A 26,366-nucleotide genomic window follows, 5' to 3' on the forward strand; every position below is an offset into this window, starting at 1 on the left:
ACGGCAGCGACGCAAATTGCGCCGTGCCAGCGCCTTGCGATGATCAGCCAACCGGTCCGGGAATCCAATAGTCGCCGAAAAGCGGCCTGACGCTTACGCCATAAATTACCCCGAGCTGCAGGCTTGGATCGAAATGGCGCATCGTCCGCTCATTGAGGTCAATGATGCGGCCAGGCGTTAGTGGCCCCACGTCATTTATCTTGACGATGACCTTCTTGCCTACAGCCTCAACGAGGGCATATTTCGGCCTCGCGCCATATCGGACCCCACCAAATTTCTGGCGCAGACTCGTCTTGATGGCAGCTGCCCAGACAGAGGGCTCATAGCGCTCGCCTGAAGCTGTGTTCGGACCGCCCTCCCGCCATCCGGGCCGGAACGGATTGTACGTGGATGCTGCGCCAACAATCGCGTCCCCCGAAGCGGCATTGACGACCGCGCTTGAATGAACTGCAGCCATTTCACTTCGAGCAACGGTAACAGAAATGGCAAGCAGCACTACGACACCGCAAATTGCGGCGCCCGAGCGAAACAACATCATAACTCCTCGATTGATTTTCTGGATCGTTCGATTCCCGATCCCGCAGAAAATGGTCAAGCGAACGCGGATGCGTTGACGAGCTTGTGCCGATTTTTGCGGGTTCGTGCCGACACTGGCGACGGAACCGTTGTGGGAACCAGGGTGGTCCTTCCACAGGTGTCTTTCCCACCGACTAAGAAAGAAATTGCGTCATCAGCATGACTGAATAGAGGCACTTGGTGAGCGCGTGAGCAGGCGCGCGCGTCTGACCGATGTCGGCTCGGGTCACCAGCAGACGTTCCGGTTAATCTACGAGCAAGTCTGCTTCGACCTCACCAGCGGACATGCGAGGCGACGGCAACACGTGATCAGGTAAGCGTCGAATCCGGATGTGAGTAAGAGAAGATTGCCTCGGTCCATTGAGCAGCGGTCGAGGACGAATTGAGAGGCGTCACATGATCGGGGAATTCTTCGGCCAGATTCCACTGCCGGCCCACCGCTCAGCGGGATCGAAATTTGTCTCCGTTGAAAGTCTCCTCAAAACGGGCGTTTCCGCGGTTGGCTGAGTGGAGCACTCCTGTGGTCCTTGGCTGCCCTCGTCTGCCAATGTCCGCTTTGCATCGTAGGCGGGCAAAGCCAATCATCAGTCGCTTGGTGTCACTTCCAGAAGGATGCCGGTTGCTGCAAACTGCATCTGTAATCTCGCGATTCGTAGATGTCTTGAGGACCCATGAACGAGACCTTGATATCCGCCTGCACGATGTTTCTCATTCCAGCAACGCTCTTGTTTGGCGCTTTAGGTGTCGCGAACTCGTCCTTTCTCAAGATGCTGGTCTGCTTGCTTGGCATCGCCACGACAGGGTTATGGCTTTACCGGATATGGTGGTGGACAAACCTGTCTTTGACTGATCGCAGAACGGCGCTGGGTCTCGCGGGCATGTTTGCCTGCGCATGGCTGGTGACATTCCTGGTGCAGTTGAAGAATGTGTTCTCGTCGCGCTGATTGGCTTCGTTCGGTGGGGCGCATCGGCTGACAGCGCCCTGACTCACGACGTCGTCGGCGTGGGTGGTTTAACCGTCTCGGTCGACAGCATCCGTTATCGCGCATCGATCCGAGTCACCACACCGCTGCCCGGCCGAATTCCGGTTCGTTATTGGTGCCCGGCAATGATTTGCGCGGCAGCGCCGATGCCTTGCCGGAAGGCCTCGTCGAACGTGACAGCCGCAAGCTGCCATTGCTGCGACCTGCCCTGCCAATCGAGCTGCCAGTTCGAGTTCCACCGCAGCTTTTGATCGTCCCACACGAGGCGGGCGATCAGCACGACCTCTCCGCCCCGCCCGGCCACGGCTTCGGCGATCTTCGCGGGCGCGATGCTCGCAAGCGCAAGCTCATTGGTGCCGACGCCAGCCAGCGCTGCGGCATCGGGCAGCACGACGGGCATTCCCCGCTTGGCCGCGGCCGCCAGGAGGGCAGCCCGCTGCAGTTCCGTCTCTTTCGAATCCCCTGCAACCACGTATCGTCGCGCGCCCGGCTGCATCTCCACGAAGACGCCAAGCACCGGGCGGCGGGTAAGCCATGGCTTGACGCCCAGCTCGGCAAGCATGCCGTTGATGGCGGCCTCGTCGAACTCGGCCGTCAGAATGAAGGAGCGATCACGGGTGCCCTGCTCGTCGTTCTTCGGCTTGCCGCCCTTTTCATCGCGGTAGGAAAAGTCCCGAACCAGTTTCGCAGCATCGGCCTTGTATGGGTCGAGACGCGGATCGCCTGCGAGCCGCAGCATGCCGCTTACCTTGACGAGAACGTCTTCCAGGCACGATGCGAAGCCGAGGATACGGTTTGCCTCGCCCTGCCCCGTCACGATGGTTTGCCCGCGATAGAGTTCTGCCGGTGGAATGGCGTTTACCGCGTCGGCGAGCCCCGGTTGCCGTGGCGTGGGTTCGGCGGCGACGGCGGGGAGCGCAAGCAGCACTACTGCCGCGATTGCCGCCAGAAAGCAGGGAATGGAGCGTGTCGTCGCTGGATGCGTCCTCACGGCCGAAAGCCCTCACCTGTTGCTGGCTGGCGACGCAGTGCCGATCGCACCCGTCTCCAGGCAAATTCCCTCCTGACAGGGTATTTTACAGGGAAACGGACGATTTTGGGGGCCAGCGAGAACATGAGAGTAGCCCAGTAGCTGGCTGCATTGCAGCCGCCTCAGGGCCAATTCCCCCTTCAGTTCACAAGGAAATATTTCCCGGTAACAGGGAACCTCTCGGACGAAACAGGGGAAAAACAAAGCCGCCGAACGGTCTTCGAATGTGCCGCGCCCGGTCGTACCGAAGAACCCCTGACCGCGATCAAATGTGCATCGAAGCCAGACCGCTGGTCGTGAGAAAGCCGACACTTGATCTAGATCAAGGCCGGCCGCCGCGATGTTAGAGAGCGTCGTAAACCAGCAACCAAGCGCTTGTGGCAAACGCGCCCTGAATCACCGGTTGTACAGCAGGACGAACAATGGCGGTTCTCGGGAAGATAAGCCACACCACCACTTACCGGTATGCAAAGCCTGTTATTTTCGGTACGCACCGCGCCATGTTCTTGCCAAGGCGCGGCGCATCGGCGCGTCTCGTCAGCTGGTCCGCAACAAGCAGCGTTCCTGCAAAATGCACTGGACCACCGATGCCCGCTCCAACACGGTAACGGTGATGGAATTCAGTGAACCTGCCAGTGAGCTGACCATCATTTTTGAGGCTCGCGGCGTGTATTACGGCGTTAAAGGAGTCGAGGCGTTTCCGCTGGAATCCCGGGCCGAAGAAATTCCGGTGCAGTACACCCCCGACGAATGGACCGACCTGGCCGGTTACCTACGCCCTCATGCCGAGGATCAAGACGCGAGCCTGGCCGCATGGACCAAGAGTTTCGTTGCCGACGACCAGGATCGAACCACCGATGTCTTGCACCGGATGCTGCACATTTTTCGCGACACGTTCACCTATCGTCCGAGGGACGCCGAAGGAACCCAGTCGCCCGGTGAAACCCTGCGCGCCAAATCCGGCACTTGCCGGGACTATGCCTGGCTCATGATCGAGGCATTGCGCCGGCTCGGGTTCGCGTCGCGCTTCGTCACCGGTTATCTTTACGATGCGGCGCTGGATGGCGGCGCGGTCGGCGTGAGCGGATCCGGCGCCACCCACGCGTGGCTGCAGGTCTTTCTCCCAGGTGCCGGCTGGCTGGACTACGACCCGACCAACCAGATCAGTGCCGGTTTTGATTTGATTCCGGTGGCGGTAGCCCGACATCCGGCGCAAGCAATCCCGCTGGCAGGGTCGTGGTTTGGTGAAGCGAACGACTACCTGGGCATGACGGTCAACGTCGCCGTCCAGAAGATCGGGAACGCGCCCGATCTGTCCGCACGATAGATCGTGCTCGAATTCGATGACAGCTTCCTGCTGTCGGAGATTTCGCGGTCAAAACGCAAGAAGTACCCATGCAGCCGCGCTGCATAGGCCAGAAAGCCAAACAATTGAAAGCCAGAACAATGCATCGTCGCGTGACATGAAGCTTCCGGCAATTCCAGCCTGGTGCGGCGCCTGTGCGCATATACCGGAGCGCTGCCATGAAAATCTTGTTATCGCGCGCCAAGAATTTGGGATTCCGCGCCGAAAATCTCGCAAGGATGCCTTTTCGACCATGCCCATGGCTTTGAGTTAACGGTCTGGACTGCCCGACCCTAGGTGCCGCCCTGTCGCTCGTCGTCGGCCTTGTCACGAGCTTCCAACGCTATCGGCGCGCCTCTCGCTGGAACGCAATTGGACAGCCGGAATTCTCTTGGCGTGGTTCCTGTCCATCGCTTGAATGCGTGGGTGAAGGAGCTGACTTCCTGATAGCCCAACAGCCACGCTATTTGAGTGATAGGCAGTTCGCGATCACTGAGATAGCGCTGGGCAAGAGCTGATCTCAGCCTGTCGAGTACTTCGGCGAAGGTTACACCCTCGTCTCGAAGCTTCCTCGATAACGTACGCGAACTCATGCCGAGCTGGCGGGCGACTTCCGAAAGTTCAACGCGCCCATGCGGAAGCAGCTGCGGCATTAATCCCTCCACGCGCGAATGATTGCTCCCGCGTAATCCCGGTCGGTGAGCAAGCGCCTCTTCTGCATATCGTCGCAGCAAGTCGTTCAGATGAGGGTCGCGCCCGACGATCGGCATTGAAGCGGCCAGCGCCGGAAGCATTATCTCATCCGCATCGGCGTCAAATTCCACCTCGGTTCCAAAGAAGGCCTTGAACGCCGCCGGCGAGCCGGACCTGGCATGCCTGACTTTCAGTCTACGCGCGGCTACTCGACTGCCGGTAAGCTGTCGGCATATGCGCATCAGCGCAACCAGCCAAAACTCGATCTGATGCCGATCGGAGCCTCGGTCTACGTTTACGTAGTCGATGGCGCTGCTGGCCGGGAGCGACGACTTCCTGAACAAATCCGATCTTGTAAGCCCGCGCTGCGTTGAACTCGTCGCACAGGAAAAAATGATACATCGCATCTCCCCAGCCAGCCCGCGTCAAATACCGGAAGTGCGCACCACCAAGGGGCGCGATCCCGCGCTTGGATTCCATCTGGCAGAACCGTGCGTCGTCGGCCGCGACGACGATGTCGCCAGCCAGCATCATTTCGATGCCGATCGTAAAACAGATCCCCTGCACTGCCGTCACAATCGGCTTGCGACAACGGCTTTTCAGCGCGAACGCGTCGACGTTTCCGGGCTTGATCTCGGTATTCTCGGCCTTGGGTCCAAAGAATTTCGGCATATCCAGCCCGGCTGTGAAATCAGGGCCTTCGGCGCAGAGTACCCCGACCCAGTAATCGTCCGTTCGGTCGAGAAGCGTCATCGCGTCCGACATCTGGGCCATCATCTGCGGACTGAAGGAGTTCTTCTTCGCCACATTGTCGATGATGATCTTGAAGACATGCCCGTGCACCTCGGTGCGGATCTGGCCGACATGGGTTCTAGTGTCGTTCATTTGTTGCCTCCGAATTGTTTCCAGGGGACTGTGCAACGACACGCAGGCTCCGATCGACTGGCGTGCAGCTAATTATTCCCTGCCAGCCAGCTTGGAACGGTCGCCGAAGCACTGGCTACAGAAAATTTGGATTAGACCTTATTCAGTGGCGATGCGCCCTGCTTCGAACCTTTCATCGCTCTACTCAGCTCAGCGCCGCGAACGCGGTCCGCTCGAAAGCCATCAGTTCTTCCGTCCGGCCGTCACGCACCTTTAGTAGCCACTGCGGATCCTGAAGCAGCGCCCGGCCCACCGCGACGAGATCGAACTCCTCGCGATCGAGGCGGCGGATCAACTCGTCGAGGGACGCCGGACGGGAACTCTCGCCGCCGTATGCGGCGATGAATTCGCCGGTCAGACCGACCGACCCGACCGAAATCGTCGGCACGCCCGTCACCTTCTTGGCCCATCCGGCGAAATTCAAATCGGAGCCCTCGAACTCCGGCTCCCAGAAGCGCCGTTGCGAGCAATGCAGAATGTCGACTCCCGCGTCGACCAGAGGTTTGAGCCAGGCTTCCAATGCGCGAGGCGTATCGGCCAGCTTCACTTCAAAGTTCTGCTGCTTCCATTGGCTGATGCGGAGCACTATCGGAAAATCCGTTCCGACCGCCTTGCGCACCGCGTGGACGATATCAGCGGCAAACCTGGCCCGGCCGGGCAGGTCCTTGCCACCGTAAGCATCCTCGCGGCGATTGGTGCCCTCCCAGAAGAACTGATCGATCAGATAGCCGTGCGCGCCATGCAATTCGACGGCATCGAATCCCAAGCGCTTCGCCGCAAGCGCCGCATCGGCAAAAGCGCGAATGACGTCAGCGATGGCCTCTTCGCTCATCGGCTCGCCGAACTTCTTCTCCGGTCGCGACAGGCCGGACGGACTGTCGTAGGCGCCGGGAGGAGACCAATTCTCGGCGCGCGTGCGAACGGCTCCGACATGCCATAACTGCGGCGCCATCAGGCCACCCGCGGCGTGCACCTCGTCAACCACACGCCGCCACGCTGCCAATTCCTTATCGCCATGAAAGCGGGGAACATTCGGATCGTTCAGGGATGCCGGACGATCCACGCCCGTCCCCTCCGATATGATGAACCCGACCGCCCCTTCGGCACGGCGCCGATAGTACCGCGCGACGTCTTCGGTCGGAATTCCGCCCGGAGAGAATGAGCGCGTCATCGGCGCCATTACGACCCGGTTCGGCAAGTTAAGCCCTTTCAGCTGGAAAGGCCGGAAAAGTGCGTCGCTGGACATTCGCGCTTCCTTGGTCAGTTGGTCGCTCTGCGGGCTCCGATCACACGCATCGCTGGTTCAAAAGGCAAGCTCACTTTTCCTCGGCGCTGAGAACCTTCCCGAATTGATCCCACGTGCTGCCGTTCCAGCGCTGCAGCTGCAGCTGCGTGTACGCCATACTGCTTTCCGGCCCGGTGTTGACCGTAACACCCGGTATGAGCGTGGGGAGTGACAGCCCGCGGATGCTCCGCGATTGCTTGACGATATTCTCCCGCGAGAGATCGTCACCGCACTGCTTGAGCACCTGCTCCAGAATCTGTCCCTGCTGCGTCCCGAACACATAATTGGCATCACCGATGTCCGCGCCAGGCAGGTATTTCGCGAAATGCTCACGGTACCATTTGATGCCAGGGTCGTCGGCCCACTTCTTGTCGTTCGGATCCTTGGTGATCGTTGCTGCGATGATGCCCACAGCCTTTTCCGGTCCCGCGGGAACGATGGTTGAAGAGACCGAGCTCGAAACGAAATTGATCAGGAACAGAGGCTTCCAACCAACCTCATCGGCCTTCTTGATAGCCTGAGCCGCGAACTTCGGCGTGCCGGCAACCAGGAACGCCTCTGCGCCAGACGATTTCAACTTCACCACGTGGGAATCGATCGTCGGCTCGGTCACTTCATAGGAGGACGATACAACTTTCTTGTCGAAGTCGTCTTTCAGATAGCCTTTGAATGCATTGAGGAAGTCCTTACCCAAATCGTCGTTCTGATACAGGATCGCAATCTTGGCGTCCGGCCGGGCCTGGGTGATGTATTTCGCATAGATTCGCCCTTCCGTGTCATAGCTGGGCAGGCCCGTGGTGGTCATCGGAAATTCAGCGAAATTCGTGAACTTGGTGACGCCGCTTACGACAAACAGATGCGGCACTTTCTTCGCGTTGACGTACTTGATGGTGGCGCCGATGCCGGGCGTACCGAGCGGGCCGAACAGGAGGGCCACTTCATCGCTTTCGACGAGTTTCCTGGTCTGCTCCACCGTTTTGGGAGGGCTGTAAGCATCATCGTAAGTGATGAGATTGATCTTGCGGCCGTTGATGCCACCGCGCTCGTTGATCGAATTGACGTACGCGATCAGACCCTTCCCGGTATTGCTGAGCGGCGACGCGGGACCGCTGAACGGAAACGTAGCTCCCACCTTCACTTCGGCGCTGGTGACGCCGGGTGTTTCCGCACGCGCGTGCGCGCCGACAATCGTCACGCCGATCGCGGCCGCCAGTATAGACTTCCTGAACATCGACTTCTCCCTTGTGCGGCGACGGGCGTCGCTCATCATTCGTTGAATTTCCGTGCGGCCTCGCGACCGACTCCTGGTATGACTTCGTTCCAATCCTTGCAGTGCATCGGTCAGCCCGCGGCTGCGGCGCTGGACGCCTGCGCCGCCCGTTCGATCGCCAGCTCTCGCAGCTTGTGTTTGAGTATCTTGCCAGTGGAGGCTGACGGCAGAGCGTCGAGCACGATCAATTCGGTCGGACGCTTGTACGAAGTGAGCTGTTGGGCTGCGTACGCCTTCAGGTCTTCGGCGCTGACACTGGCGCCGGAGAGAAGTGCAACGAACGCGACGACCTCCTCGTTGCCATCAACCGGTCGTCCCACCACAGCCGATTGGACGACTTGGTCGTGCGCGTTCAGCACCGCCTCCACCTCGGCGGGATAAACGTTGAAGCCGGAGCGGATGATGAGTTCTTTGGTTCGGCCGGCGATGTAGAGATGGCCCTCGCCGTTCACTCGGGCGAGATCCCCTGTGTTGAACCATCCCTGGTCATCGATCGCCGCGGCCGTCTGCTCGGGAGAGCGATAGTAGCCAAGCATCACGTTAGGACCTCGGACGTGCAGCTCGCCCACTTCGCCGGTCGCCACCTTCTTGCCCTGCCTGTCCACGATCCGGTGCTCAATACCGGGAAGAAAGGGGCCGACCGACTCGTCCGAGACGGGATGTTCTGAACGGACACCCGACAGGCCCGGCGAACATTCGGTTATGCCGTAATTGTTCAATAGCGGGATTCCGAATTCGTCCTCGATCCGCTTCTTCAGATCGAGGTCGAGCGGCGCGCCGGCGACGGCTATGGTCCGCAGCTTGCCTCGCTCGAGTCGCTGGATACCCTTGACCGCCTTGTGTTCGAGCAGACGCTGATATGTGGCGGGAACACCGAACAGGCTCGTAATTCCCTCCTCGGCTATGGAATGGGCCAGCGCGGCGGGATCGGCCTTGGCCACAACGTACAAGGTAGCGCCGTGCATCAGCGTGGCGATCAGCAGGATCGAATACCCGACGATGTGGGACATCGGCAGCACGCCGTAGATGCGGTCGGCGGGGCCGCTTTGGCGAAGAACTCCTGAAGTCCTTGCGGTAAAGAGCAGGTTGCGGTGGCTCAGCATGACTCCCTTCGGAGCACCGGTCGTGCCCGAAGTGTAGAGAAGGCCCGCGACCTGGCGGGCGCCATCCTTTTCGACGGGCTCTGCTTGCGCATCCGCATTGAGCGGACCAATCCCGATTCCACCGAATGGCCCCACAGCGTTGATTCTAGCTCCGACGCGGCTCGCGTGATCGGCCGCTTCCTTCGAAAGCGCCGCGTTGAACAGCACACGTCTTGCGCCGCTGTGCGTTCCGATCAGATCGATCTCCCTGGCTGAGAGGCGGGGATTAACCGCAATGCCCCAAGCATCGAGCTTGCTCGCCGCGAACAGCATCGCCCCCAGGGCCACGCTGTTCTCGCTCGCAATCATCACGCGATCGCCGGGCCTGATCCCCAAACTGGAAAGGTCCTTCGCCGCTGCGTCGACAGCTTCCGAGAACTGTCGGTAGCTCCACGAACGCCTCCCTTCAACGAAGGCCGGATGATCCGGGATGTCCTGCACGAACGGCGCGTAGACCTCGTGTACCCTGGACGGCAGGCCGTCCAGCAGCTCGGCCGCAGTGATAACGTCCACGCTCCTCATGCCATCCTCCTCGCGCCTTGTTTTCGAGAGTGCTGCGTGGCCTCCCCTTTAAACGGGCAAGTCCGCTCCTTCACTTTCATCGGCCGCCGCAAGTAAATAGTTCTAAAATAGAACTGTCAAGGCGGATGGCGCAGCGCTATTCTGGAAGTGAGGACGGCTTCCATCTCACGGGCTCAATTCCTATTTGGGATTGATCGGTTGAGACGCGGATTATTCGGAGAAATCAGTGGGATAAGACTAACTCGGGGAAGTGCGTTGCCCGTTGGCACGCGCAGTCGCGATATCAGCGCTCGTCAGAGTCAGCTAATCCCACGCGAATGCTCGCTTCGCGTGCGCAGGTTGGAGAAGCTTGGCACAGGCATCGTTGTCTAGCGACTCGCAATCATCGCGTCATTGCTATGCCACTGCGGCATTGATCGCCAAGTGAACACTGGCTGAAGCTGGCAACTCGTCGTACGACGCCAGCTCATTGGGCGCCGTACGGTGAAACGTCTCGGCTGCTCGGGCATCCACAGCACAAAGTCCCCACGCATCACTCAACCTACGTTACAGGGAGCATGCGTTTGGCTGACGATCTTCAGCGGCGTAGTGAGGCTGAGAGACGCCTTCGATTAAACCTCCATGCTGCTTGCCCCAACTCCGAAGCGAAAGCAGTACAGGCGCCAGGCTCTGCCCGAAGGGGGAGATTTCATATTCCACCTTCGGAGGAATCTGTGGATAGGCATGGCGCACGATCACGCCATCGGCCTCCAGTTCGCGCAGCTGGAGTGTCAATATCCTCTGCGTGACGTTGGGGATGGCTCGGGACAGTTCCATGAACCGCTTCTTGCCAGCAAAGAGATGAAACAGGATCAGTGGCTTCCACATGCCGCCAATGACGGACAGTGTCACTCCGACCGCACATCCGCTTTTCGCGTCAAACCGCCTTGGACGCATAGACACCTCCAAAAATGGTCGCATCTGCCATTATTATGCGTTCTGCGGCATGCAGGACACGAATTCGGATCGGCGAGCCTAGGCTCCGGTCACATTCGCTCGGTTGACGTCTTTGGATGTTGCCGTCGATGCCATTGAACCGACGTCAGGTTTATATCACATGACGATCCTAATACAATAGATCTCGCAGCCTCCCGTAGGACAGCAGCGTGATCTCGGCAAGGAACTCGCTGACAGCGAGCGCCAGTGCGACGGCACGGATAAGCCTCGGCATGGCCGGCAGCCTGCCCGCGCTTCGGGGCACTCGTCGCCATGTCAGGCCCGCTGTCATATCCGCCAAGGCCCGGCTCCCCGCTTTGGCCGTCGGGTACGTCCATAAATGATAGTATCCGCTTTAATTGTGCCTTCTTGCGAAAGAGAGGCGCGACCCTAGGTCCGTGGACAACGCAACACCGACCTAGGATATGGCGATGACGTTCAAGGCACTGCTGGCAGGAAAGACAGACGGAAAGATTACGACCAACGTGGTCGAAATGAACGAGCAAGATCTCATGCCTGGCGACGTTACGGTCGCCGTCGATTATTCGACCGTGAACTACAAGGATGCGTTGGCCATTAGCGGGCGCACGGAGGTCATTCGCCAGTTTCCCCTCATTCCCGGTATCGATCTCGCTGGAACAGTGGAGGCATCCTCCTATCCCGGCATCGCAGTCGGAGACCGCGTCGTCGCCAACAGCTGGGGGTTAAGTCAGACCCATCACGGTGGATATGCCCAGAAGGCACGGCTGAAAGGCGAATGGTTGGTCAAGATTCCGGCGCCATTTTCGACAAAGGACGCTATGGCGATCGGCACAGCCGGTTACACCGCGATGCTGTCGGTTCTCGCCCTCGAACATGGCGGAATCACACCGCAGCGTGGCGACATCCTCGTAACCGGCGCCAACGGCGGCGTCGGGTCAATCGCGATCGCCCTCCTCGCCGATCTCGGCTATCGCGTCGTTGCATCTACTGGACGGCTTGAGGAAGCCGATTATCTGCGAAGTCTCGGCGCGGCCGACGTCATTGATCGACGAACGCTTTCGGAGCCTGGAGCGCCTATCGCGCGCGAGCGCTGGGCTGGCGCCGTCGACTCCGTCGGCAGTCATACGCTGGTGAACGTGCTGGCGCAGACGCAGTATCGCGGCGTGGTGACGGCCTGCGGACTGGCCCAGGGTGTGGATCTTCCCGGAACGGTTCTGCCGTTCATCCTGCGCAATGTCACCCTGGCAGGCATCGACTCGGTGAATGCGCCTCAGGCGGCGCGACTCGAGGCATGGTCGCGTTTGGCTCGCGACCTGGACCTGAGCAAGCTCGCCCGAACGATGCAGGTGGTCGGCCTTGCGGAGGTTCCCGATGTCGTGCGCCAAATGTTCGCGGGGAAGGTGCAGGGCCGCACGGTCGTCGACGTCAATGCCTAGCTATGTCGCGGCCGGACTTGCTCGGCGACGCATCGACGAAAATCGGACCGCGCGGCAACAAGACAGCAAACCCTCCTGGAGACCATTGTTTTGCGGTCGATGTCGGCGAGAGCACGTCGACTCGAAAGGCAATGGTCAATCGCGCGTCGAGGGTCCGGACCAAAGCAAGTGCGGTTCACCATTTCTCGACCCACGGCCGGAGCACGACTTCGAACGCCCAGGTCGACCGATGCTGCCGGTGAAGCTGAAGATAGGTTTTCGCGATATGGACGGGGTCGGCCATGTTGTCGTCGACCGTTGTTCCCGCCAGCCGGTGAGCGCGGGTCCCGTCCTCCTGGGTCCAGCCGATCGCGGCGTCGATCGGCACATTCGCGACGTGGATACCCTGCGGCATCAGTTCTCTTGCCATGCTTTGCGCGAGTCCGGACTTGGCGTGACACGCCATTGCAAAGGCGCCACTTGACGGGAAGCCCTTGAGCGCCGCGCTGGCGTTCGTGAAGACGATCGTTCCTCTCGCGCCGTTGGCGTCGGGTTCGTTTCCGAGCATGAGCCGAGCTGCCTGTTGACCGACCAGAAACGCAGAAAACGCCGAGTTTCGAAGGGTTTCGAGCGCCATGGCCGGGTCGGCTTCGATAACGCTCTTGCGAAAAATGCCGGGAACCCGGCCATCGATGTTGTGCACGACTAGCCTTGGGGTCCCGACGTCTCGAACAACATTTCCGAACAGCTGCGCCACGGCTGCCGGCTCACTGGCATCGCTGGCATATCGTCGCACGCCATGCGTCTTCTCAAGGGTCTCAAGGACCGCCTTGTCCGGATTCCGGGCAGCGACGCAGACACGCATGCCGTTTTCCGCGAATAGCCGGGCGCAACTCGAGCTGATGCCGGGGCCACCGCCGACAATGAGTGCGACGTCCTGTATGGAAGGTTGGGTGTCGCGCTTGGATTCAGTCATGATGCTTCCTCGGATGCGTTTTGCGAACGGCCAGCGTCGTGGCATCGCAACTCAGGCCGCGTCATTAGGGGACCTACTGTTTCACTGCAATGACGACCTTGCCCTTTGCGCGCCCGGTCTCGACGTAGGTCAGCGCATCTCCAGTCTTCTCAAACGGAAAGACCTTATCCACGACCGGACGGATCACGCCGGCTTCGATCAGCGACGTGATTTCGCTCAGCTGCTGTCCCTGCGCACGCATGAGCAGGAACGAGAAGCGCACACCCAGGCTTTTGGCGTGCTTCCGCACACCACGGCTCAGGAGGCGTATCACCAGCTTCAGGAACAGGTTCATCCCAAGCTCCTTGGCGAATTCGGGATCCGGCGGCCCCGAAATCGAAATGAGGAGGCCACCCGGCTTGAGCACGCGCAGGGATTTTTCGAGCGTCTTGGCGTCCTGGCTGTGCAAGACCAGATCGTAGCCCGACAAAACCTTCTCGAAATCCTGCGTCTTGTAGTCGATGACAATGTCCGCGCCGAGACTCTTGACCAGCTCGACATTTTTCGTGCTCGTCGTCGTCGCAACTATCGCGCCGAGATGCTTGGCAAGCTGGATGGCAAAAGTCCCCACACCACCGGAGCCGGCCTGAATGAAGACCTTCTGCCCGGGCTTCAGCTTGGCCACCTCTACCAGAGCCTGCCAGGCGGTCAGCCCCACGAGCGGAATGGACGCGGCTTCTTCCATGCTGATGTTTTTGGGCTTCAGCGCCACGTCGGCTTCATTGATGGCAATGAATTCCGCGAATGTTCCGACCCGATGATCGCGCGGCCGTGAATAGACCTCGTCGCCCGCCTTGAATCGCCTGACCTTGGGACCAACCCTGGTGACGATCCCCGCCACATCGTGACCGAGAACGAAAGGCGGACGATACGACAGGAAGCTTTTGAATTCTCCGTCCCTGATCTTAGAGTCCAGAACGTTCACACCGGTTGCGTGAACTCGAACCATGACATCATCGTCGCGCACCTCCGGCTCTTGCACTTTGGCCAAGCGCAGAGCGCCCTTCTTTTTGTACTTGTCGACAACGAATGCCTTCATGGCGTCTTCTCCAATCTGAAATATGTCGCGGCGTCAGGCGCCGAGGAAGGACAGGGCCTTCGGCACAAAAACGGCGTGGTTCTGAAAAATCCCGCCATGCCCGGCATCTTCGTAGATGACCAGTTCTGCGCCCGGGATACGGCGCGCCATATCGATGCTGTTTTCGGTCGGCACCATGATATCGTTCTCGCCATTCGCGATCAGCACCGGAACGCGGATGCTGCCGAGATCCTGAGGCGCCTGTCGGCCCCAAGCGGTGATCGCCTTCACCTGCCGCCAGAAAGCGCTGGGCGTAGGTCCTTTGTCCCGGCCTGCCTTGCGCTCTTTCAGCCGTTCCAGGAAGGCTGCCGCCGCTTGCCGGCCGTTGGTCGTGGACGTGAAGAACAGATAGAATTTTGGATCCCGCAGCGTCAGAAATCCTTTGATCATCAAAGGCCAGGATACCGGCCACACCTTGTCGATACCTGTGCCGCCCGCCGGGCCCGTGCCGGCCAGAATGAGCTTTCGCACCAGCTCCGGTGCCTTCAGCGTGATATCCTGCGCCACAAATCCGCCGAGGGAAAAGCCGACCAGATCGACTTTTTCGAAGCCCAGCGCGCGGATCAGGGCAATCGCATCCCGCGCCATTTCATCGATGGTCACAGGCGCTGTTCCGCCCGATGCACCGATACCCCGGTAATTGGTCGCGATCACGCGATGCTTGCTGGCGAGACCATCGACAATCCGCGGATCGAAATTGTCCAGAACAGCGCCCCAATGATTAAGAAGGATGAGCGGCACGCCGCTCCGAGGGCCGATGTCGCGGTAGACGAAAGATGTCCCCCCGACATTTATCGAGAGCGTGGGTGCATCTATGTAGCGCGTCCCCCGTCCGATGTTAGTAACAGAACTAGCCATGGCTTTCTCCAGTGTCCGGCTCGGACCGAAAATTCCAAGATGGACGGGATATTCGGCCGGATGGCACAACTCCCCTCTTTGCGCGCCAGTACATGTGCTGAATTACGCCAGCCCGAACTGCGACCGCAGAATCTTGTCGAACAGGGCCCGAGGACACCCGGCGTAGGCGACCTGCCGCGCGGCCTTGCCACACGACGAGCCGGCGAAGACCGTTGTCTTCTTGCGCTCCGGCGCACTCAAACCCGGCATTATTTTACCTCTCAGCTATAAAACAGCCCACTTTCCTCATTTTTTTATGACGATCGTCATCTTATGTGTTAGATGATGATCGTCATGAAAAAAGTCAAGCGGAGTTTTTACGAATCTGAGATCGCTCGGCCGTGGTCAGGACCAACAGGCGCAGGTCCTGCGACCAACGGAGTGAGAAAACGATGAGGGTGTCGCGAGAGAAGGCGCTCGAGAACCGCGAGCACATCATCGGGACTGCGGCGCGCCTGCTGCGCGAGCATGGTTTCGAGGGGATCGGCGTTGCCGACATCATGAAAGCTGCCGGCCTGACCCATGGCGGCTTCTATCGCAACTTCGCTTCAAAGGATGATCTGGCGGTCAAGGCCAGCGAACGTGCGATCGCGGACACGACAGCGTTGCTGAAGGATGGACTGGCCCAACAGCCCAAAGATCCGTTTCGCGAACTCATCGAACGCTATGTGTCATCGGCCCATCGCGACGATCCAGGGTCCGGGTGCATTCTGCCGGCATTGGCCGTGGACGCCGCGCGGAGCGACGACCCTGCGCTCCGCGCTGTCTTCATCACGGCGATTCAAAACTATCTCGAACAGATTGGGAAACTGTCGTCCGCGAACCCGAGGGCCATCGGCAGCAGACATCCCGCGGCTATCCTCTCGGAAATGATCGGCGCTGTCATATTGTCTCGGGTGATTGCGGATGCCCCTCTGGCGGAATCGCTGATGGCCGCCGTGGTGACGGATATTGCCGGACCATCCCCGGAAAACAAATCGGCCGAGGGGTGACTTCAGCGTTTGGTCTCACCTGAAATTAGGAGCGCGTTTCTCGATGAAGGCCCGCACGGCTTCGGCATGCTGCGCGGTGCTCGCTGCGAGGATCATCTTCTCGGCCTCGTGGTCCAATGACGTCAGGAAGTCAGCCGACAAAGCAAGGTCGAGATTATCCTTGATGGAGGCAAACGCACTCCCCGGACCGTTCGCCAACGTCCTCGCGATCTCAAATGCTTCGCTCTGCAGGTTGACATCAGGCACCACGCGATTTACCAGCCCCAGCGCTTCGCAGCGGCGTGCGTCGATCCGTTCGGACAAAAACATCAGTTCGCGGGCACGCGCCGTCCCGGCCGCCCGGGTCAATAGCCACGAAATTCCGTAATCACCGGTGAGCGCAATCCTGGCATAACCAGTCGTCATGATGGTGGATTCGGCTGCAATACGAATGTCGCAGGCGAGCGCGATCGCAAGCCCAGCGCCAGCCGCCGGTCCCGGCAGGGCCGCGATGGTGGGTTTACGCACCGAGACAAGCACGCCGGTCAATGTCCGCTGACGCTCCTTCAGTCGCGCAACCTTGTCGCTGATTGACATCGCCGGTGCGGCCGAACTACCGCCCATCCCCTTGACGTCGCCACCCGAACAGAAAGCAGTGCCTGCACCAGTAATCAGCAGTGCGCCGACGTCCGGATCGTCCCCATTCTGCTTGATCATTCGGCGCAACGCCGGCGTGAGCTGGTCGGACAGCGAATTTCGCGCCTCGGGCCGATTCAAGGTGATTACGGCAACGCGATCCCGAATCGCGCACAGCAGTTCGTCCGTCCCTGTATCAATCGAGATTGACTCATCCGTCATGGTTCTGACCTTTCAGGTCCAGCGTCTGCGGCGCTCTTAGATGAGTAAGCGCGTTACTCGACTGTAACCGCGTTCTGTCACCAGTTTTCGCGGAATGGCCGCAATTCCGCGAGGAATGACCAGGCCGATCGGTCCTGACTGTAGAGATGATACAGTTCGTCGGCGATGGCGACAGGCTTGATGAAGAATTCATCCGGTTTGTCGCTCATCCGCGCTCGCATCCGGGGCGTATCGATCACGGCGTCGATGAGGACATAGGCGACGTGGACGCCGAGAGGTCCCATGTCACGTGCGATCGACTCGGCCAATATACGCTGCGCCGCCTTTGTCGGAGCGAAGCCGGCGAAATTGGCCTTCCCCCGGATCGAAGACGTGTTGCCGGTCACCAGGATCGCGCCCTTGCCGCGATCGATCATGTCAGGAGCCACTTCGCGGGCCAGGTACAACAAGCCCATTACGTTGACCTCGAAATTGCCCTTCAGCATCTTCGGATCGATCTCGCGAAAGCTTCCCCAGCCTCCTCCGACCGCGTTGTGGATGAGAACCTCGGCGGCTCCAAAACGGCGCTTTACGTCATTAACGACGGTCCGCACCTGGCTCTCGTCGGACACGTCGCAGGTTACCGCGTGCACATCGGGAAGCTCTTGCGCAAGGCGGTTGATGAGTTCCGCTGAACGGGCAAGCGCAATGATACGAAATCCGCCTGCAGAGAACCGCTTGACGATGGCCGCTCCCGTGCCCGGCCCTACTCCGGTCACGATCGCGACTGGTTTATCGGTCATTTTAGCGCTCCCTTCGAGCTATTGTCCGGCCGCTCTCATGTGAATTCGCTCGGATTGCGATTGATAGGTGGCAGCCTCGTGCGCGGACACCAGGGCCAGACGGACCGCTACGTTCTTGTGGTAGGGCGTGCCCGCAATGGGATCGCGGTTACCGCTTTCCGTGAGCAGATTGATGCGTGGCCCGTTGATCAGGCGCTCTCCGTCCAACGTCGGGTATGCCTGACCGTAACCGTGCGGCAGCGCCAGCTGGCCATTCCGCATGGCATCGTCGACCTTGCAGCGGACAACGAGCCGTCCGACCACCGACTCGACGGCGATCCAGTCACCATCCTCTGCGCCCAACTCGCTCAGGTCGCTCGAATTGATCAACATGGCGCCGTCCGGATCCTCGCGCCGCCACGCGGGATCGCGAAAGATCTGGTTGGCATTGAACATGCGGCGGCCACCTGCCGCCAACATGAACGGAAACTCCTTTGGCGCGCCCGCTGCTTGCGGATCGAGCCGCGCCAGCCATTCCAGCATCTGCGGGACCACCAGCCGAACCTTGCGGTCCGAATGGCTGATCAATGACCAGACCTCGTCATAGTCGTGCCGGGTAACGGCCGTGCCTTGCCGGGTGGCAACGATCGTGTCGAACAGGAGATCGCCGAGCTGGTGATCCGCCTCCTCGTCCGACGCGCCGATCGCCCGCCGCACCGCTTGCGGCGATCGCTTCGCGCAAGCCAGCGCCGCCCCCCACAAGGGTGCCGCTGCCGCCGTGCCGTCCGGAAGCGTCTGTCCCAGCGTATGGTAGAGCACCAGGGCAGGAACTGCGCCGGGGTTTTCCGCGATGAAAGCACGAAAGGCGACGGCGAACTCTGCTCGCGAACGCCGCGCCGTCTCCCGCAGGGGCGCGAGCACATTGTCCCCTGGTAGAAGCCCAAGGGCGATGGCAAGCCGCGTGTAGATCTCAGGCTCCGGCAGGGTGCCTGCAAGCGGCGGCAACACACCGGCACGAACATGAAAATAGTTCGTCGGAAATTCGAAGTTGAACAGGGTGAATTCAGTTTTCTCGAACTGTGAGGACGCCGGGAGAACGTAATGCGCGAGCTGTGCGGTTTCGGTCATCGCAACGTCGACCACAACGCATAGGTCCAGCGAGCGCAGCGCGCGTTCCACGGCCTGGGTGTTTGCGGCCGTGTTGGCGGGATTGGAACTGTCGATCCAGGCGCATCGCAACCGGTCGGGATGGTCCGTGAGCACCGCTTCGGGGAAAATGTTGGGCGGCAACAGGCCCCCAATAATCGCGTCGCCGGTCGGTGCGAATGTCTGGTTCGGAGAATTGCCCCATAGCGGTTGAAGCCAGCTATGCAATTGGTTAGTACCTTTACGGCCGAAATTGCCGGAAAGCATGATCAGAAGCTTTTCGAGATAGGAGTTGAGCGTCGAGTTGATGCCTTGCTGGATGCCGAGCTCGACCCGCACCACCATGGCCCTCGCCGCTGCGATCATCGCGGCGCAGCGCTCCAGATCCGCGATCGAGATATCGGCAGCGGCAGCCCATTCTTCAACGGGGATATCTAATAGCGCCTGCCTCACTTCCGCGAATCCGATCGTGTGCTCCTCAATGAAGGCATGATCGATCCCGTCGGACCGGACAAGCGTGGCCAGCAGCGCGCCTAGGAGAAACGAGTCCGCGCCGGGACGAACCGCGAGATGCAGATCCGCCATTTCGGCGGTTTCGGTTCGCCTGGGATCAATGACGATCAGCTTGCGTGCGGGATCCTTGCGGATTTGATTGAGATGATCGCGCGCATTGGGGAAGCCGTGCGCAATCCAGGGATTTGCACCGATGACAAGCAAGAGATCGCAATGATGGACGTCCTCGGCGGTGTGGCACGTCTGGCTGCCGAACATGTGGCCATTGACCCAGAAGTCGCCGGTTTTTTCCTGCGAAAGGGCATTGAAGACGCTGCGCGAACCCAGTGCGCGCAACAATCCGCTGGCATAGGCGCCGCCGGCGTGGTTGCCCTGCCCGCCACCGCCGTAAAGGGCAATAGTCTTGCCGCCATATCTGTCGACGATGTCTCGCAGCCGATCTGCGATTTCTGCGATCGCCACGTCCCACTCGATTGCATCGAAACCGCCGTCGGCGCGACGACGCAGCGGAGTCGTAAGCCGATCCTTGTCATTCGCATAATATGGAATCCGGGTCGCCTTGTTGCACAGGTAGCCCTGTGATTTCGGGCTCGAACGGTCGCCCCGTACTTTCTCGAGGCGCCCCTCGTTGACCAGGACTTCGATCCCGCAATTGATGTAACACAGGTTGCAGGCCGTCTTGAGCCATTTGCCGGCCGTCATTTTGACCTCCCTTGTTATGATTTTTCGCAGCGCGTCGCCTTTGTTGTTTTTCGTTGCGGCTTCCGAGTCCGGCCGCCTGCGGTCTTGCGTCCGGCATCGAGGATGCGGTCGGAAAGTTTCCCCGCGCCGACGGCACGCGACAGCACGATCGATCCCACCATGGTTGCGATAGCGCCTGTCGCGATTTGGCGGGCCTGTCCAGGTGGCTCACCGGGAAGCAACTCGACAAGGGCGTCGATCATCCTCTCCAGTTTGGAAGCCAGGGCCTGCTGCTCGCTCGGGCTCGATCGCGCGACATCGACGGCCAGGGTTGGAAGCGCGCAACCGTGTTTGGGATTGTCGCGATGCCGGGGACTAAGATAATCGGCGATCAACGCCTCGAAACGTTCCCCGTCGGCCTTCCCGTTCGCCAGTTTTCTCCATCGTCCAGTCGTTTGGTCCATCGCAAAGGCGATCGCCTCGCTGACAAGCGCGGCACGCGACTCGAAATGGTTATAGAAGCCGCCGTGGGTCAGACCCGCGAGCTTCATCAAGTCGACAACACTGAGCCCTTCCGCGCCTTTTTGGCGCAAACCGTAGGAAGCATTTTCAACGATTCGATCGTGGGTTTGACGCCTGTGGTCTTCTACGTATCGCATCGCCACTCCGTGCAAGGTCCTAAGGTGATCGGCTGCACAACCCGTCCCCATCCCCTCGAAGCAATTCTGGAACCGCGCGTCCTTGAAGTTCACGGCAACATTTCATTGCAATGCTGGCTATCTTATATGACTATCATCATATAACAACACCTATCAACAGGAGAGTTCGCCATGGCCACCGCTTCCGACCCCGTCGTCATCCTTTCTGCCGCCCGCACGCCGCTCGGCCGCTTCATGGGCGAGTTGTCGCCTCTCAGCGCCCACAAGCTCGGCTCCCACGTGATCGGCGCGGCGCTGGAACGGGCCAAGCTGGCGCCCGAGCGGATCGATGAGGTTTTCATGGGCAACGTCTTGCCGGCCGGACAAGGCCAGGCGCCGGCACGCCAGGCCGCCCGCGGCGCCAAACTGCCGGATGCCACCGGCGCCACCACCGTCAACAAGGTCTGCGGCTCCGGCATGAAGGCGACCATGCTGGCTCACGACATCATCAATGCGGGCTCGGCCTCGATCGTACTGTCGGGCGGCATGGAGAGCATGAGCAATGCGCCCTATCTGCTGGCCAAGGCACGCGGCGGTTACCGCGCCGGCCATGACCGGATCATCGATCACATGATGATGGACGGGCTGGAGGACGCCTATGAGACCGGCCGCTCGATGGGCGATTTCGGTGAGGCCACCGCGGAAGCCTATCAATTCACCCGGAAGGATCAGGACACCTACTCGATGGAGACTTTGACCCGCGCCCGCAAGGCGGTCGAGGGTGGCGCATTCAAAGCCGAGATCGCGCCGATCACACTGACCGAAAAGACCGGGCCGCGGCTCATCGCCAATGACGAGCACCCGCTCAAGGTCGATCCCGCCAAGATCCCCGGTCTGAAAGCCGCGTTCCGCGCCAACGGCACCATCACGCCGGCCGCCTCCTCGGCGAATGCCGACGGCGCCGCGGCGCTCATTCTCGCAAAGCGCTCGCTCGCGGATCGCGACGGCCTCCCCGTACTGGCCGAGATCAAGAGCCATGCCACCCACAGCCAGGAGCCGCAATGGTTCACCACCGCGCCGATCCCGGCCATTCGCAAGCTGCTGGACAAGGTCGGGTGGAGCGTCGGCGATGTCGATCTGTTCGAGATCAACGAAGCCTTCGCCGTGGTAGCGATGGCCGCGCAGAAGGACCTCGGCATCCCCCGCGAGAAGCTGAACGTCAATGGCGGCGCCTGCGCGCTCGGTCATCCGATCGGTGCCACCGGCGCGCGCCTGATCGTGACGCTGCTGCATGCGCTGGAGGCGCAGAACCTCAAACGCGGCGTTGCAGCCCTTTGCATCGGTGGCGGTGAAGCCACCGCCATCGCGATCGAGCGCGTCGTCCGCAGGTAGCACGGCCGAACCGACCAGAAAGGGCTCGGCGAGCGCGCGAACCGCGTCACTCGCCGCCTTGTGACCTGCCTATCCCTATCAGCGCGAAAGTTCCCATGGCTGGCCAGTGCCAAACGACCAAAAGCGTGCCGAGGGACGTTCCCGTCTCCAGCGGCCTGGCGATCGCAGTTCTTTCCGTCCTGGCCGCCATGGGAACGCTCGCGACCAATATCTTGCTGCCGTCGCTGCCACAAATTGCGATCTCATTGAATGTGACCAGCGCAGCGGTTACATCCGCCATCACCGTCTTTCTTGCGGTGTTCGGGATAGGCCAGCTCCTGGTCGGACCGCTTTCGGATCGCTACGGAAGACGCTGGCCAGTCCTGATCGGATTTGCCGTGTTCTTCGGGGGCAGCGTCTGGTGCGGTCTGGCAACAGATCTACCTAATCTTCTGGCCGGCCGCATCGTGCAGGCTGCTGGCGCTTGCGCGACGTCAGTGTTGTCTCGCGCCATTGCCCGCGACATGTTCAGTGGGCCGGCATTGGCGCGCGCGATGGCGCTGATCATGATCGTGATGTCCGCAGCCCCCGGATTCTCGCCTCTGCTTGGCGGCGCACTCGATCACAGTTTTGGCTGGCGCTCCGAATTCGCTCTCGTCGCTGCCTTTGCCGCAGTTGGCGCGATTGCCTACGGCATTGTCCTCGGCGAAACTCACAAGTCGATCCGCACTCCGCTCAACCTGGTCGCAATCGCCAGGACCTATGCTGGCCTGATTGGCGATCGTCGTTTCGCGATCCCGGCTGCAACCTCGAGCCTGATCCTAGGCGGTTTGTTCTCCATGTTTTCGGCTGCGCCGCGCCTGTTCATTGAAGCGATGCACTTCACGCCTATCCAGCTCGGCCTCTTCTTCGCCGGCACCGTCTTTATCGTATTCGCCGCGGGCATGCTGGCGACGAAATTGGCGCCACGCTACGGGCTCGATCGCCCAATCCGGGCGGGACTGTGGGCGACGGCCGCGAGCAGCGTTGCGATCCTGCTCATCTCGAAGATCAGCCCGACTTTCTTGCCGTTTCTGGGCGCGATGTGCGTCTTCCTCCTCGGCATGGGCGTTGTCAGTCCACTGGCTACCGCCCGCGCGCTCTCTCCATTCGGGGAGAAAGCCGGCGCGGCCTCGGCACTGCTGGGCTTCTGGCAGATGATGAACGCCGCAATCGGCGTATGGCTTGCTGCCACGGTGTCGCATGAAGCAATGTTGGCGCTGGGCGTCGTGCTGAGCGGGTTTTCACTGCTGGCGCTTGGTCTGTACGCGCGGGGTCTGAGGTCACCTGCTCCCCATTAGGAGCCATGGAACTCCGGTTTGCTGCTGCCTGGCGGGCGCGGCATCTCAAACATGTTCTCCGTCTTGACCTCGAGGTAATCACCACCACGGCCGGCGCGCAGTATGGGACGCGCAAGTGCAGTGTTGTAGACGCCGTCCTCGATCAAAGACTTGTCGATGTATACTGCGACGACCTCGCCGAGTACGAACCATCCTTCGACCTTCTCACCGCGCGCATTCGCCAACTGAGAGACCTCGACGACCTTGCATTCCATCGCGGCCCTGCTCTCGCCTACCCGCGGCACCGCTACGTGGCGCCCGGGGATTGGCGTCAGCCCTGCTGTTTCGAACTCGCTCACGCCGTGATCGAGCGGCGTCGCCGTCACGTTCATGCGCTCGCCCAGATCCATCGTAACTAGATTCCAAACAAATTCGTGGGTCTCGCTGATGTTCTTGACGGTGTCCTTCCACGAAATTGAGGAGAACCCGATTATCGGAGGGTCGTAGAGGAACGCGTTGAAGAAGCTGTATGGAGCGAGGTTCAGTTGACCAGCCGCATTGCGTGACGAAATCCAACCAATCGGACGCGGCGCGACAATCGCGTTGAATGGATTATGTCGGAGCCCGTGGCCCTTCGAAGGCTCGTAGTAGTGGAAGTCGGCCAGATGCATGAATTCCCCCGGCAGTGATATTTTGCTCGGAAAGCTCACGCGATCGCCCGAGCGGCAACCGGCCTCTGCCCGGCATCATCGAGGAAGCCAGTCAGACGCTGACGGATGATACGTTCGGCATCCACCATGATGCGGTCGATCAGTTCTTTGACCGTGGGAATGTCGTGAATGAGGCCCGCGACCATGCCGCAACTCCAGGCGCCAGCGTCCATGTCGCCGTCGATCATCACCTTGGGATAAACACCCGCCACCTGATCGTGGATATCCTCGATCTTGAGTTGCTTGCCCTTGGCTCGTTCGATTTCGAGCAACTGCTCAACGCCCTTGTTGTTCAGAACGCGCTCGGTATTCCGGAGCCCGCGCATCACCAGACGGGTGTCGAGTTCCGTTGCCTTCACCAGCGCATCCTTGACGTTCTGGTGTACCGGCGCTTCCTTGGTAGCGATAAAACGCGTTCCCATGTTCATGCCGGCGGCGCCCATCGCCAGCGCCGCGACCAGGCTGCGCGCGTCCGCCATACCGCCGGAGGCAACGAACGGTATCTTCAGTTCCTCGGCTGCACGCGGCAGCAGGATCATGTTGGGCATGTCGTCTTCGCCGGGATGGCCGCCACATTCGAACCCGTCGACGCTAACGGCGTCGCAGCCGATCTGCTCGGCTTTCAGCGAGTGGCGAACCGAAGTGCATTTGTGGATGACCTTGATGCCTGCCGCCTTCAAGGCAGGCATGTACTGCTCGGGGCTACGCCCTGCGGTTTCGACGATCCTGATGCCGCCTTCCCTGATGGCTGCAATGTATTCCGGATAGGGAGGTGCGCTGAACGTTGGCAGAAAGGTCAGATTCACCCCGAATGGCTTATCGGTCATTTCGTGACAGCGAGCGATCTCCTTTGCGAGAAGTTCAGGCGTTCTTTGCGTCAATCCAGTGATGAGACCGAGGCCGCCAGCATTGGACACGGCCGCTGCCATTTCAGCAAAGCCCACAAAATGCATTCCGCCCTGGATGATGGGGTGTTCGATGCCGAACAATTCAGTAATTGCTGTCTTCACAAGGAGCTCCTGTTTATCTATCGCGCTTTTTGCTCAATGAACGATTTCGAGAAGTCCCGCAGCGCCCATGCCGCCGCCCACGCACATCGTAACGACGGCGTATTTGGCCTTGCGTCGGCGACCCTCGATCAAGGCGTGGCCGGTCAGCCGGGCTCCGGTCATGCCGTAGGGGTGGCCAACCGCGATCGAGCCGCCATTGACATTGAGCTTCTCCGGATCGATCCCGAGCTTGTCGCGGCAATAGATTACTTGTACCGCGAATGCCTCGTTCAATTCCCAGAGATCGATATCGTCGATTTTGAGACCGTGACGCTTGAGTAGCCGGGGCACAGCGTAGACCGGCCCTACTCCCATCTCGTCCGGCTCGCAGCCTGCCGCGACAAACCCGCGGAAAATGCCGAGCGGCTTCAGTCCCTTCTGCGCCGCCAGCTTGTCGCTCATGATGACGGCAGCACTAGCGCCGTCGGAGAGCTGGCTCGCATTGCCGCCGGTGATGGTGAAGCCCGGTCCCTTGGCCGGCTTGACGCCTGCGAGAGCCTCAGCGGTGGTATCAGGACGCGGCCCCTCGTCAGCCGACAGAGTCACTTCCCGATATGACACCGCACTGGTCGCCTTGTCGGCGACTGCCATTGTTGTCTTGATCGGTGCGAGTTCGTCGTTGAAGCGGCCGCCCTGCTGCGCTGCCGCGGTCCGGCGCTGGCTCTCCAAGCTATATTCATCCTGGCGTTCGCGCGAGATGCCGTAACGCTTTGCCACGATCTCGGCCGTATCCAGCATCGCCATGTAAGCGTCTCCCTTCATAGCGAGCAGTTCCGGGTCGACAGCATGAAACGTGTTTATCTGGTTGTTTTGCACCAGGCTAATCGACTCACCACCGCCGCCGATAGCGACTTCCACGCCGTCGAAAATCACCGACCGCGCAGCCAGGGCAATCGCCTGCAGGCCGGACGCGCATTGGCGATCGATGGTTGTCCCGGCCACGCTCACTGGAAGTCCGGCCCGTAATAGCGCCTTTCGAGCGATATTGGTGCCAGTAGTGCCCTGTTGCATGGCGCAACCCATCACGACGTCCTCCACTTCGGCACCCTCGACGTTGGCCCGTGACAATGCAGCGGAAATAGCATGACCCAGCAACGTCGCGCCTTCGGTATTATTGAGGGCGCCCTTGTAGGCCTTGCCAATGGGGGTGCGAGCAGTCGATACGATTACGGCTTCGGTCATTCTTTACCTCTGATCGGGGTGCGGCAGTCGATTTG

The 26,366-nt window shown here is 60.4% G+C and carries 26 protein-coding genes and 1 pseudogene; 7 read left to right on the forward strand and 20 right to left on the reverse strand.

The window, feature by feature from the left end; translation table 11 throughout:
* Positions 1–43 precede the first annotated feature (43 nt).
* Positions 44–538, reverse strand: coding sequence for a septal ring lytic transglycosylase RlpA family protein (locus tag JQ574_RS12690; RefSeq protein ID WP_212209074.1), 495 nt, complete (start codon positions 536–538; stop codon positions 44–46).
* A gap of 709 nt (positions 539–1,247) precedes the next feature.
* Here JQ574_RS12690 and JQ574_RS12695 point away from each other — a divergent pair.
* Positions 1,248–1,520, forward strand: coding sequence for a hypothetical protein (locus JQ574_RS12695; RefSeq protein ID WP_212209073.1), 273 nt, complete (start codon positions 1,248–1,250; stop codon positions 1,518–1,520).
* A gap of 148 nt (positions 1,521–1,668) precedes the next feature.
* Here JQ574_RS12695 and JQ574_RS12700 read toward each other — a convergent pair whose 3' ends face one another.
* On the reverse strand, positions 1,669–2,487 hold the full coding sequence (locus tag JQ574_RS12700) for a DUF2066 domain-containing protein (protein WP_212209072.1): 819 nt from the start codon (positions 2,485–2,487) through the stop codon (positions 1,669–1,671).
* Positions 2,488–3,011: 524 nt separating this feature from the next.
* On the opposite strand from JQ574_RS12700, the gene JQ574_RS35060 reads away from it, so the two are divergent.
* On the forward strand, positions 3,012–3,197 hold the full coding sequence (locus JQ574_RS35060; RefSeq protein WP_249119295.1) for a transglutaminase N-terminal domain-containing protein: 186 nt from the start codon (positions 3,012–3,014) through the stop codon (positions 3,195–3,197).
* Positions 3,161–3,916: a transglutaminase-like domain-containing protein gene (locus JQ574_RS12705; RefSeq protein ID WP_249119296.1), complete on the forward strand. Its 756-nt coding sequence runs from the start codon at positions 3,161–3,163 to the stop codon at positions 3,914–3,916. The genes JQ574_RS35060 and JQ574_RS12705 overlap by 37 nt, the downstream gene beginning before the upstream one ends.
* 311 nt (positions 3,917–4,227) lie before the next feature.
* Here the strand turns inward: JQ574_RS12705 and JQ574_RS12710 are convergent, their stop codons facing one another.
* From JQ574_RS12710 to JQ574_RS12735, 7 genes and pseudogenes are all read right to left on the reverse strand, one after another.
* On the reverse strand, positions 4,228–4,758 hold the full coding sequence (locus JQ574_RS12710; protein WP_312018265.1) for a helix-turn-helix transcriptional regulator: 531 nt from the start codon (positions 4,756–4,758) through the stop codon (positions 4,228–4,230).
* Positions 4,759–4,869, reverse strand: a pseudogene (locus tag JQ574_RS35685) (AraC family transcriptional regulator); the annotation flags it as partial.
* On the reverse strand, positions 4,823–5,512 hold the full coding sequence (locus JQ574_RS12715; RefSeq protein WP_249119309.1) for an enoyl-CoA hydratase-related protein: 690 nt from the start codon (positions 5,510–5,512) through the stop codon (positions 4,823–4,825). The pseudogene JQ574_RS35685 and the gene JQ574_RS12715, both read right to left, overlap by 47 nt.
* Positions 5,513–5,696: 184 nt before the next feature.
* Positions 5,697–6,797 carry an NADH:flavin oxidoreductase gene (locus tag JQ574_RS12720; protein ID WP_212209059.1) on the reverse strand — a complete coding sequence of 367 codons (1,101 nt, stop codon included), beginning with the start codon at positions 6,795–6,797 and terminating at the stop codon, positions 5,697–5,699.
* A gap of 70 nt (positions 6,798–6,867) precedes the next feature.
* Positions 6,868–8,067 carry an ABC transporter substrate-binding protein gene (locus JQ574_RS12725; RefSeq protein ID WP_212209128.1) on the reverse strand — a complete coding sequence of 400 codons (1,200 nt, stop codon included), beginning with the start codon at positions 8,065–8,067 and terminating at the stop codon, positions 6,868–6,870.
* Between the two features lie 110 nt (positions 8,068–8,177).
* Complete coding sequence (locus tag JQ574_RS12730; RefSeq protein WP_212209058.1) at positions 8,178–9,770, reverse strand: class I adenylate-forming enzyme family protein; 1,593 nt, start codon at positions 9,768–9,770, stop codon at positions 8,178–8,180.
* Positions 9,771–10,316: 546 nt separating this feature from the next.
* Positions 10,317–10,661, reverse strand: coding sequence for a helix-turn-helix domain-containing protein (locus JQ574_RS12735; RefSeq protein ID WP_312014590.1), 345 nt, complete (start codon positions 10,659–10,661; stop codon positions 10,317–10,319).
* A gap of 515 nt (positions 10,662–11,176) precedes the next feature.
* Here JQ574_RS12735 and JQ574_RS12740 point away from each other — a divergent pair.
* Positions 11,177–12,163 carry an MDR family oxidoreductase gene (locus JQ574_RS12740; RefSeq protein WP_212209056.1) on the forward strand — a complete coding sequence of 329 codons (987 nt, stop codon included), beginning with the start codon at positions 11,177–11,179 and terminating at the stop codon, positions 12,161–12,163.
* Positions 12,164–12,338: 175 nt separating this feature from the next.
* On the opposite strand, the gene JQ574_RS12745 is transcribed toward JQ574_RS12740, so the two are convergent.
* The 4 genes from JQ574_RS12745 to JQ574_RS12760 form a co-directional block, all read right to left on the reverse strand.
* Positions 12,339–13,118, reverse strand: a complete 780-nt coding sequence (locus JQ574_RS12745; protein WP_212209055.1) for an SDR family oxidoreductase — start codon at positions 13,116–13,118, stop codon at positions 12,339–12,341.
* Between the two features lie 73 nt (positions 13,119–13,191).
* Complete coding sequence (locus tag JQ574_RS12750; protein WP_212209054.1) at positions 13,192–14,196, reverse strand: NADP-dependent oxidoreductase; 1,005 nt, start codon at positions 14,194–14,196, stop codon at positions 13,192–13,194.
* Positions 14,197–14,229: 33 nt separating this feature from the next.
* A complete protein-coding gene (locus JQ574_RS12755) occupies positions 14,230–15,093 on the reverse strand; it encodes an alpha/beta fold hydrolase (RefSeq protein ID WP_212209127.1) in 864 nt (287 codons plus the stop codon).
* Between the two features lie 102 nt (positions 15,094–15,195).
* Positions 15,196–15,342, reverse strand: coding sequence for a hypothetical protein (locus tag JQ574_RS12760; protein ID WP_212209053.1), 147 nt, complete (start codon positions 15,340–15,342; stop codon positions 15,196–15,198).
* Between the two features lie 182 nt (positions 15,343–15,524).
* Between JQ574_RS12760 and JQ574_RS12765 the strand changes: the two genes are divergently transcribed.
* Positions 15,525–16,124: a TetR/AcrR family transcriptional regulator gene (locus JQ574_RS12765; protein WP_212209052.1), complete on the forward strand. Its 600-nt coding sequence runs from the start codon at positions 15,525–15,527 to the stop codon at positions 16,122–16,124.
* Positions 16,125–16,139: 15 nt separating this feature from the next.
* Here JQ574_RS12765 and JQ574_RS12770 read toward each other — a convergent pair whose 3' ends face one another.
* The 4 genes from JQ574_RS12770 to JQ574_RS12785 form a co-directional block, all read right to left on the reverse strand.
* Positions 16,140–16,961 (reverse strand): enoyl-CoA hydratase-related protein, encoded by an 822-nt coding sequence (locus JQ574_RS12770; RefSeq protein ID WP_212209051.1) that lies wholly within the window; start codon positions 16,959–16,961, stop codon positions 16,140–16,142.
* Positions 16,962–17,038: 77 nt separating this feature from the next.
* The gene (locus JQ574_RS12775) at positions 17,039–17,743 is read right to left on the reverse strand and encodes an SDR family NAD(P)-dependent oxidoreductase (RefSeq protein ID WP_212209050.1); all 705 of its coding nucleotides are present in this window, start codon (positions 17,741–17,743) and stop codon (positions 17,039–17,041) included.
* An 18-nt stretch (positions 17,744–17,761) separates the two neighbouring features.
* Positions 17,762–20,083, reverse strand: a complete 2,322-nt coding sequence (locus JQ574_RS12780) for a molybdopterin-dependent oxidoreductase (protein WP_212209049.1) — start codon at positions 20,081–20,083, stop codon at positions 17,762–17,764.
* A 14-nt stretch (positions 20,084–20,097) separates the two neighbouring features.
* Positions 20,098–20,814, reverse strand: coding sequence for a TetR/AcrR family transcriptional regulator (locus tag JQ574_RS12785; protein WP_312014589.1), 717 nt, complete (start codon positions 20,812–20,814; stop codon positions 20,098–20,100).
* Positions 20,815–20,892: 78 nt separating this feature from the next.
* Between JQ574_RS12785 and JQ574_RS12790 the strand changes: the two genes are divergently transcribed.
* Both JQ574_RS12790 and JQ574_RS12795 read left to right on the forward strand, forming a co-directional pair.
* Positions 20,893–22,092: an acetyl-CoA C-acyltransferase gene (locus JQ574_RS12790; protein WP_212383567.1), complete on the forward strand. Its 1,200-nt coding sequence runs from the start codon at positions 20,893–20,895 to the stop codon at positions 22,090–22,092.
* A gap of 95 nt (positions 22,093–22,187) precedes the next feature.
* Entirely contained in the window at positions 22,188–23,411 is a 1,224-nt protein-coding gene (locus tag JQ574_RS12795) for a multidrug effflux MFS transporter (RefSeq protein ID WP_212209047.1), read from the forward strand.
* On the opposite strand, the gene JQ574_RS12800 is transcribed toward JQ574_RS12795, so the two are convergent.
* Genes JQ574_RS12800 through JQ574_RS12810 form a run of 3 tightly spaced genes read right to left on the reverse strand, consistent with a single transcriptional unit; the run spans position 23,408 to position 26,331 of the window.
* Positions 23,408–24,061 (reverse strand): flavin reductase family protein, encoded by a 654-nt coding sequence (locus JQ574_RS12800; protein WP_212209046.1) that lies wholly within the window; start codon positions 24,059–24,061, stop codon positions 23,408–23,410. The genes JQ574_RS12795 and JQ574_RS12800 overlap by 4 nt on opposite strands.
* Before the next feature lie 35 nt (positions 24,062–24,096).
* Positions 24,097–25,110, reverse strand: coding sequence for a nitronate monooxygenase family protein (locus JQ574_RS12805; RefSeq protein ID WP_212209045.1), 1,014 nt, complete (start codon positions 25,108–25,110; stop codon positions 24,097–24,099).
* A 33-nt stretch (positions 25,111–25,143) separates the two neighbouring features.
* Positions 25,144–26,331 (reverse strand): acetyl-CoA C-acyltransferase, encoded by a 1,188-nt coding sequence (locus tag JQ574_RS12810; protein ID WP_212209044.1) that lies wholly within the window; start codon positions 26,329–26,331, stop codon positions 25,144–25,146.
* Positions 26,332–26,366: the final 35 nt, after the last annotated feature.

Source organism: Bradyrhizobium sp. AUGA SZCCT0158 (genome assembly GCF_018130065.1).
Classification (GTDB): Bacteria; Pseudomonadota; Alphaproteobacteria; order Rhizobiales; family Xanthobacteraceae; genus Bradyrhizobium.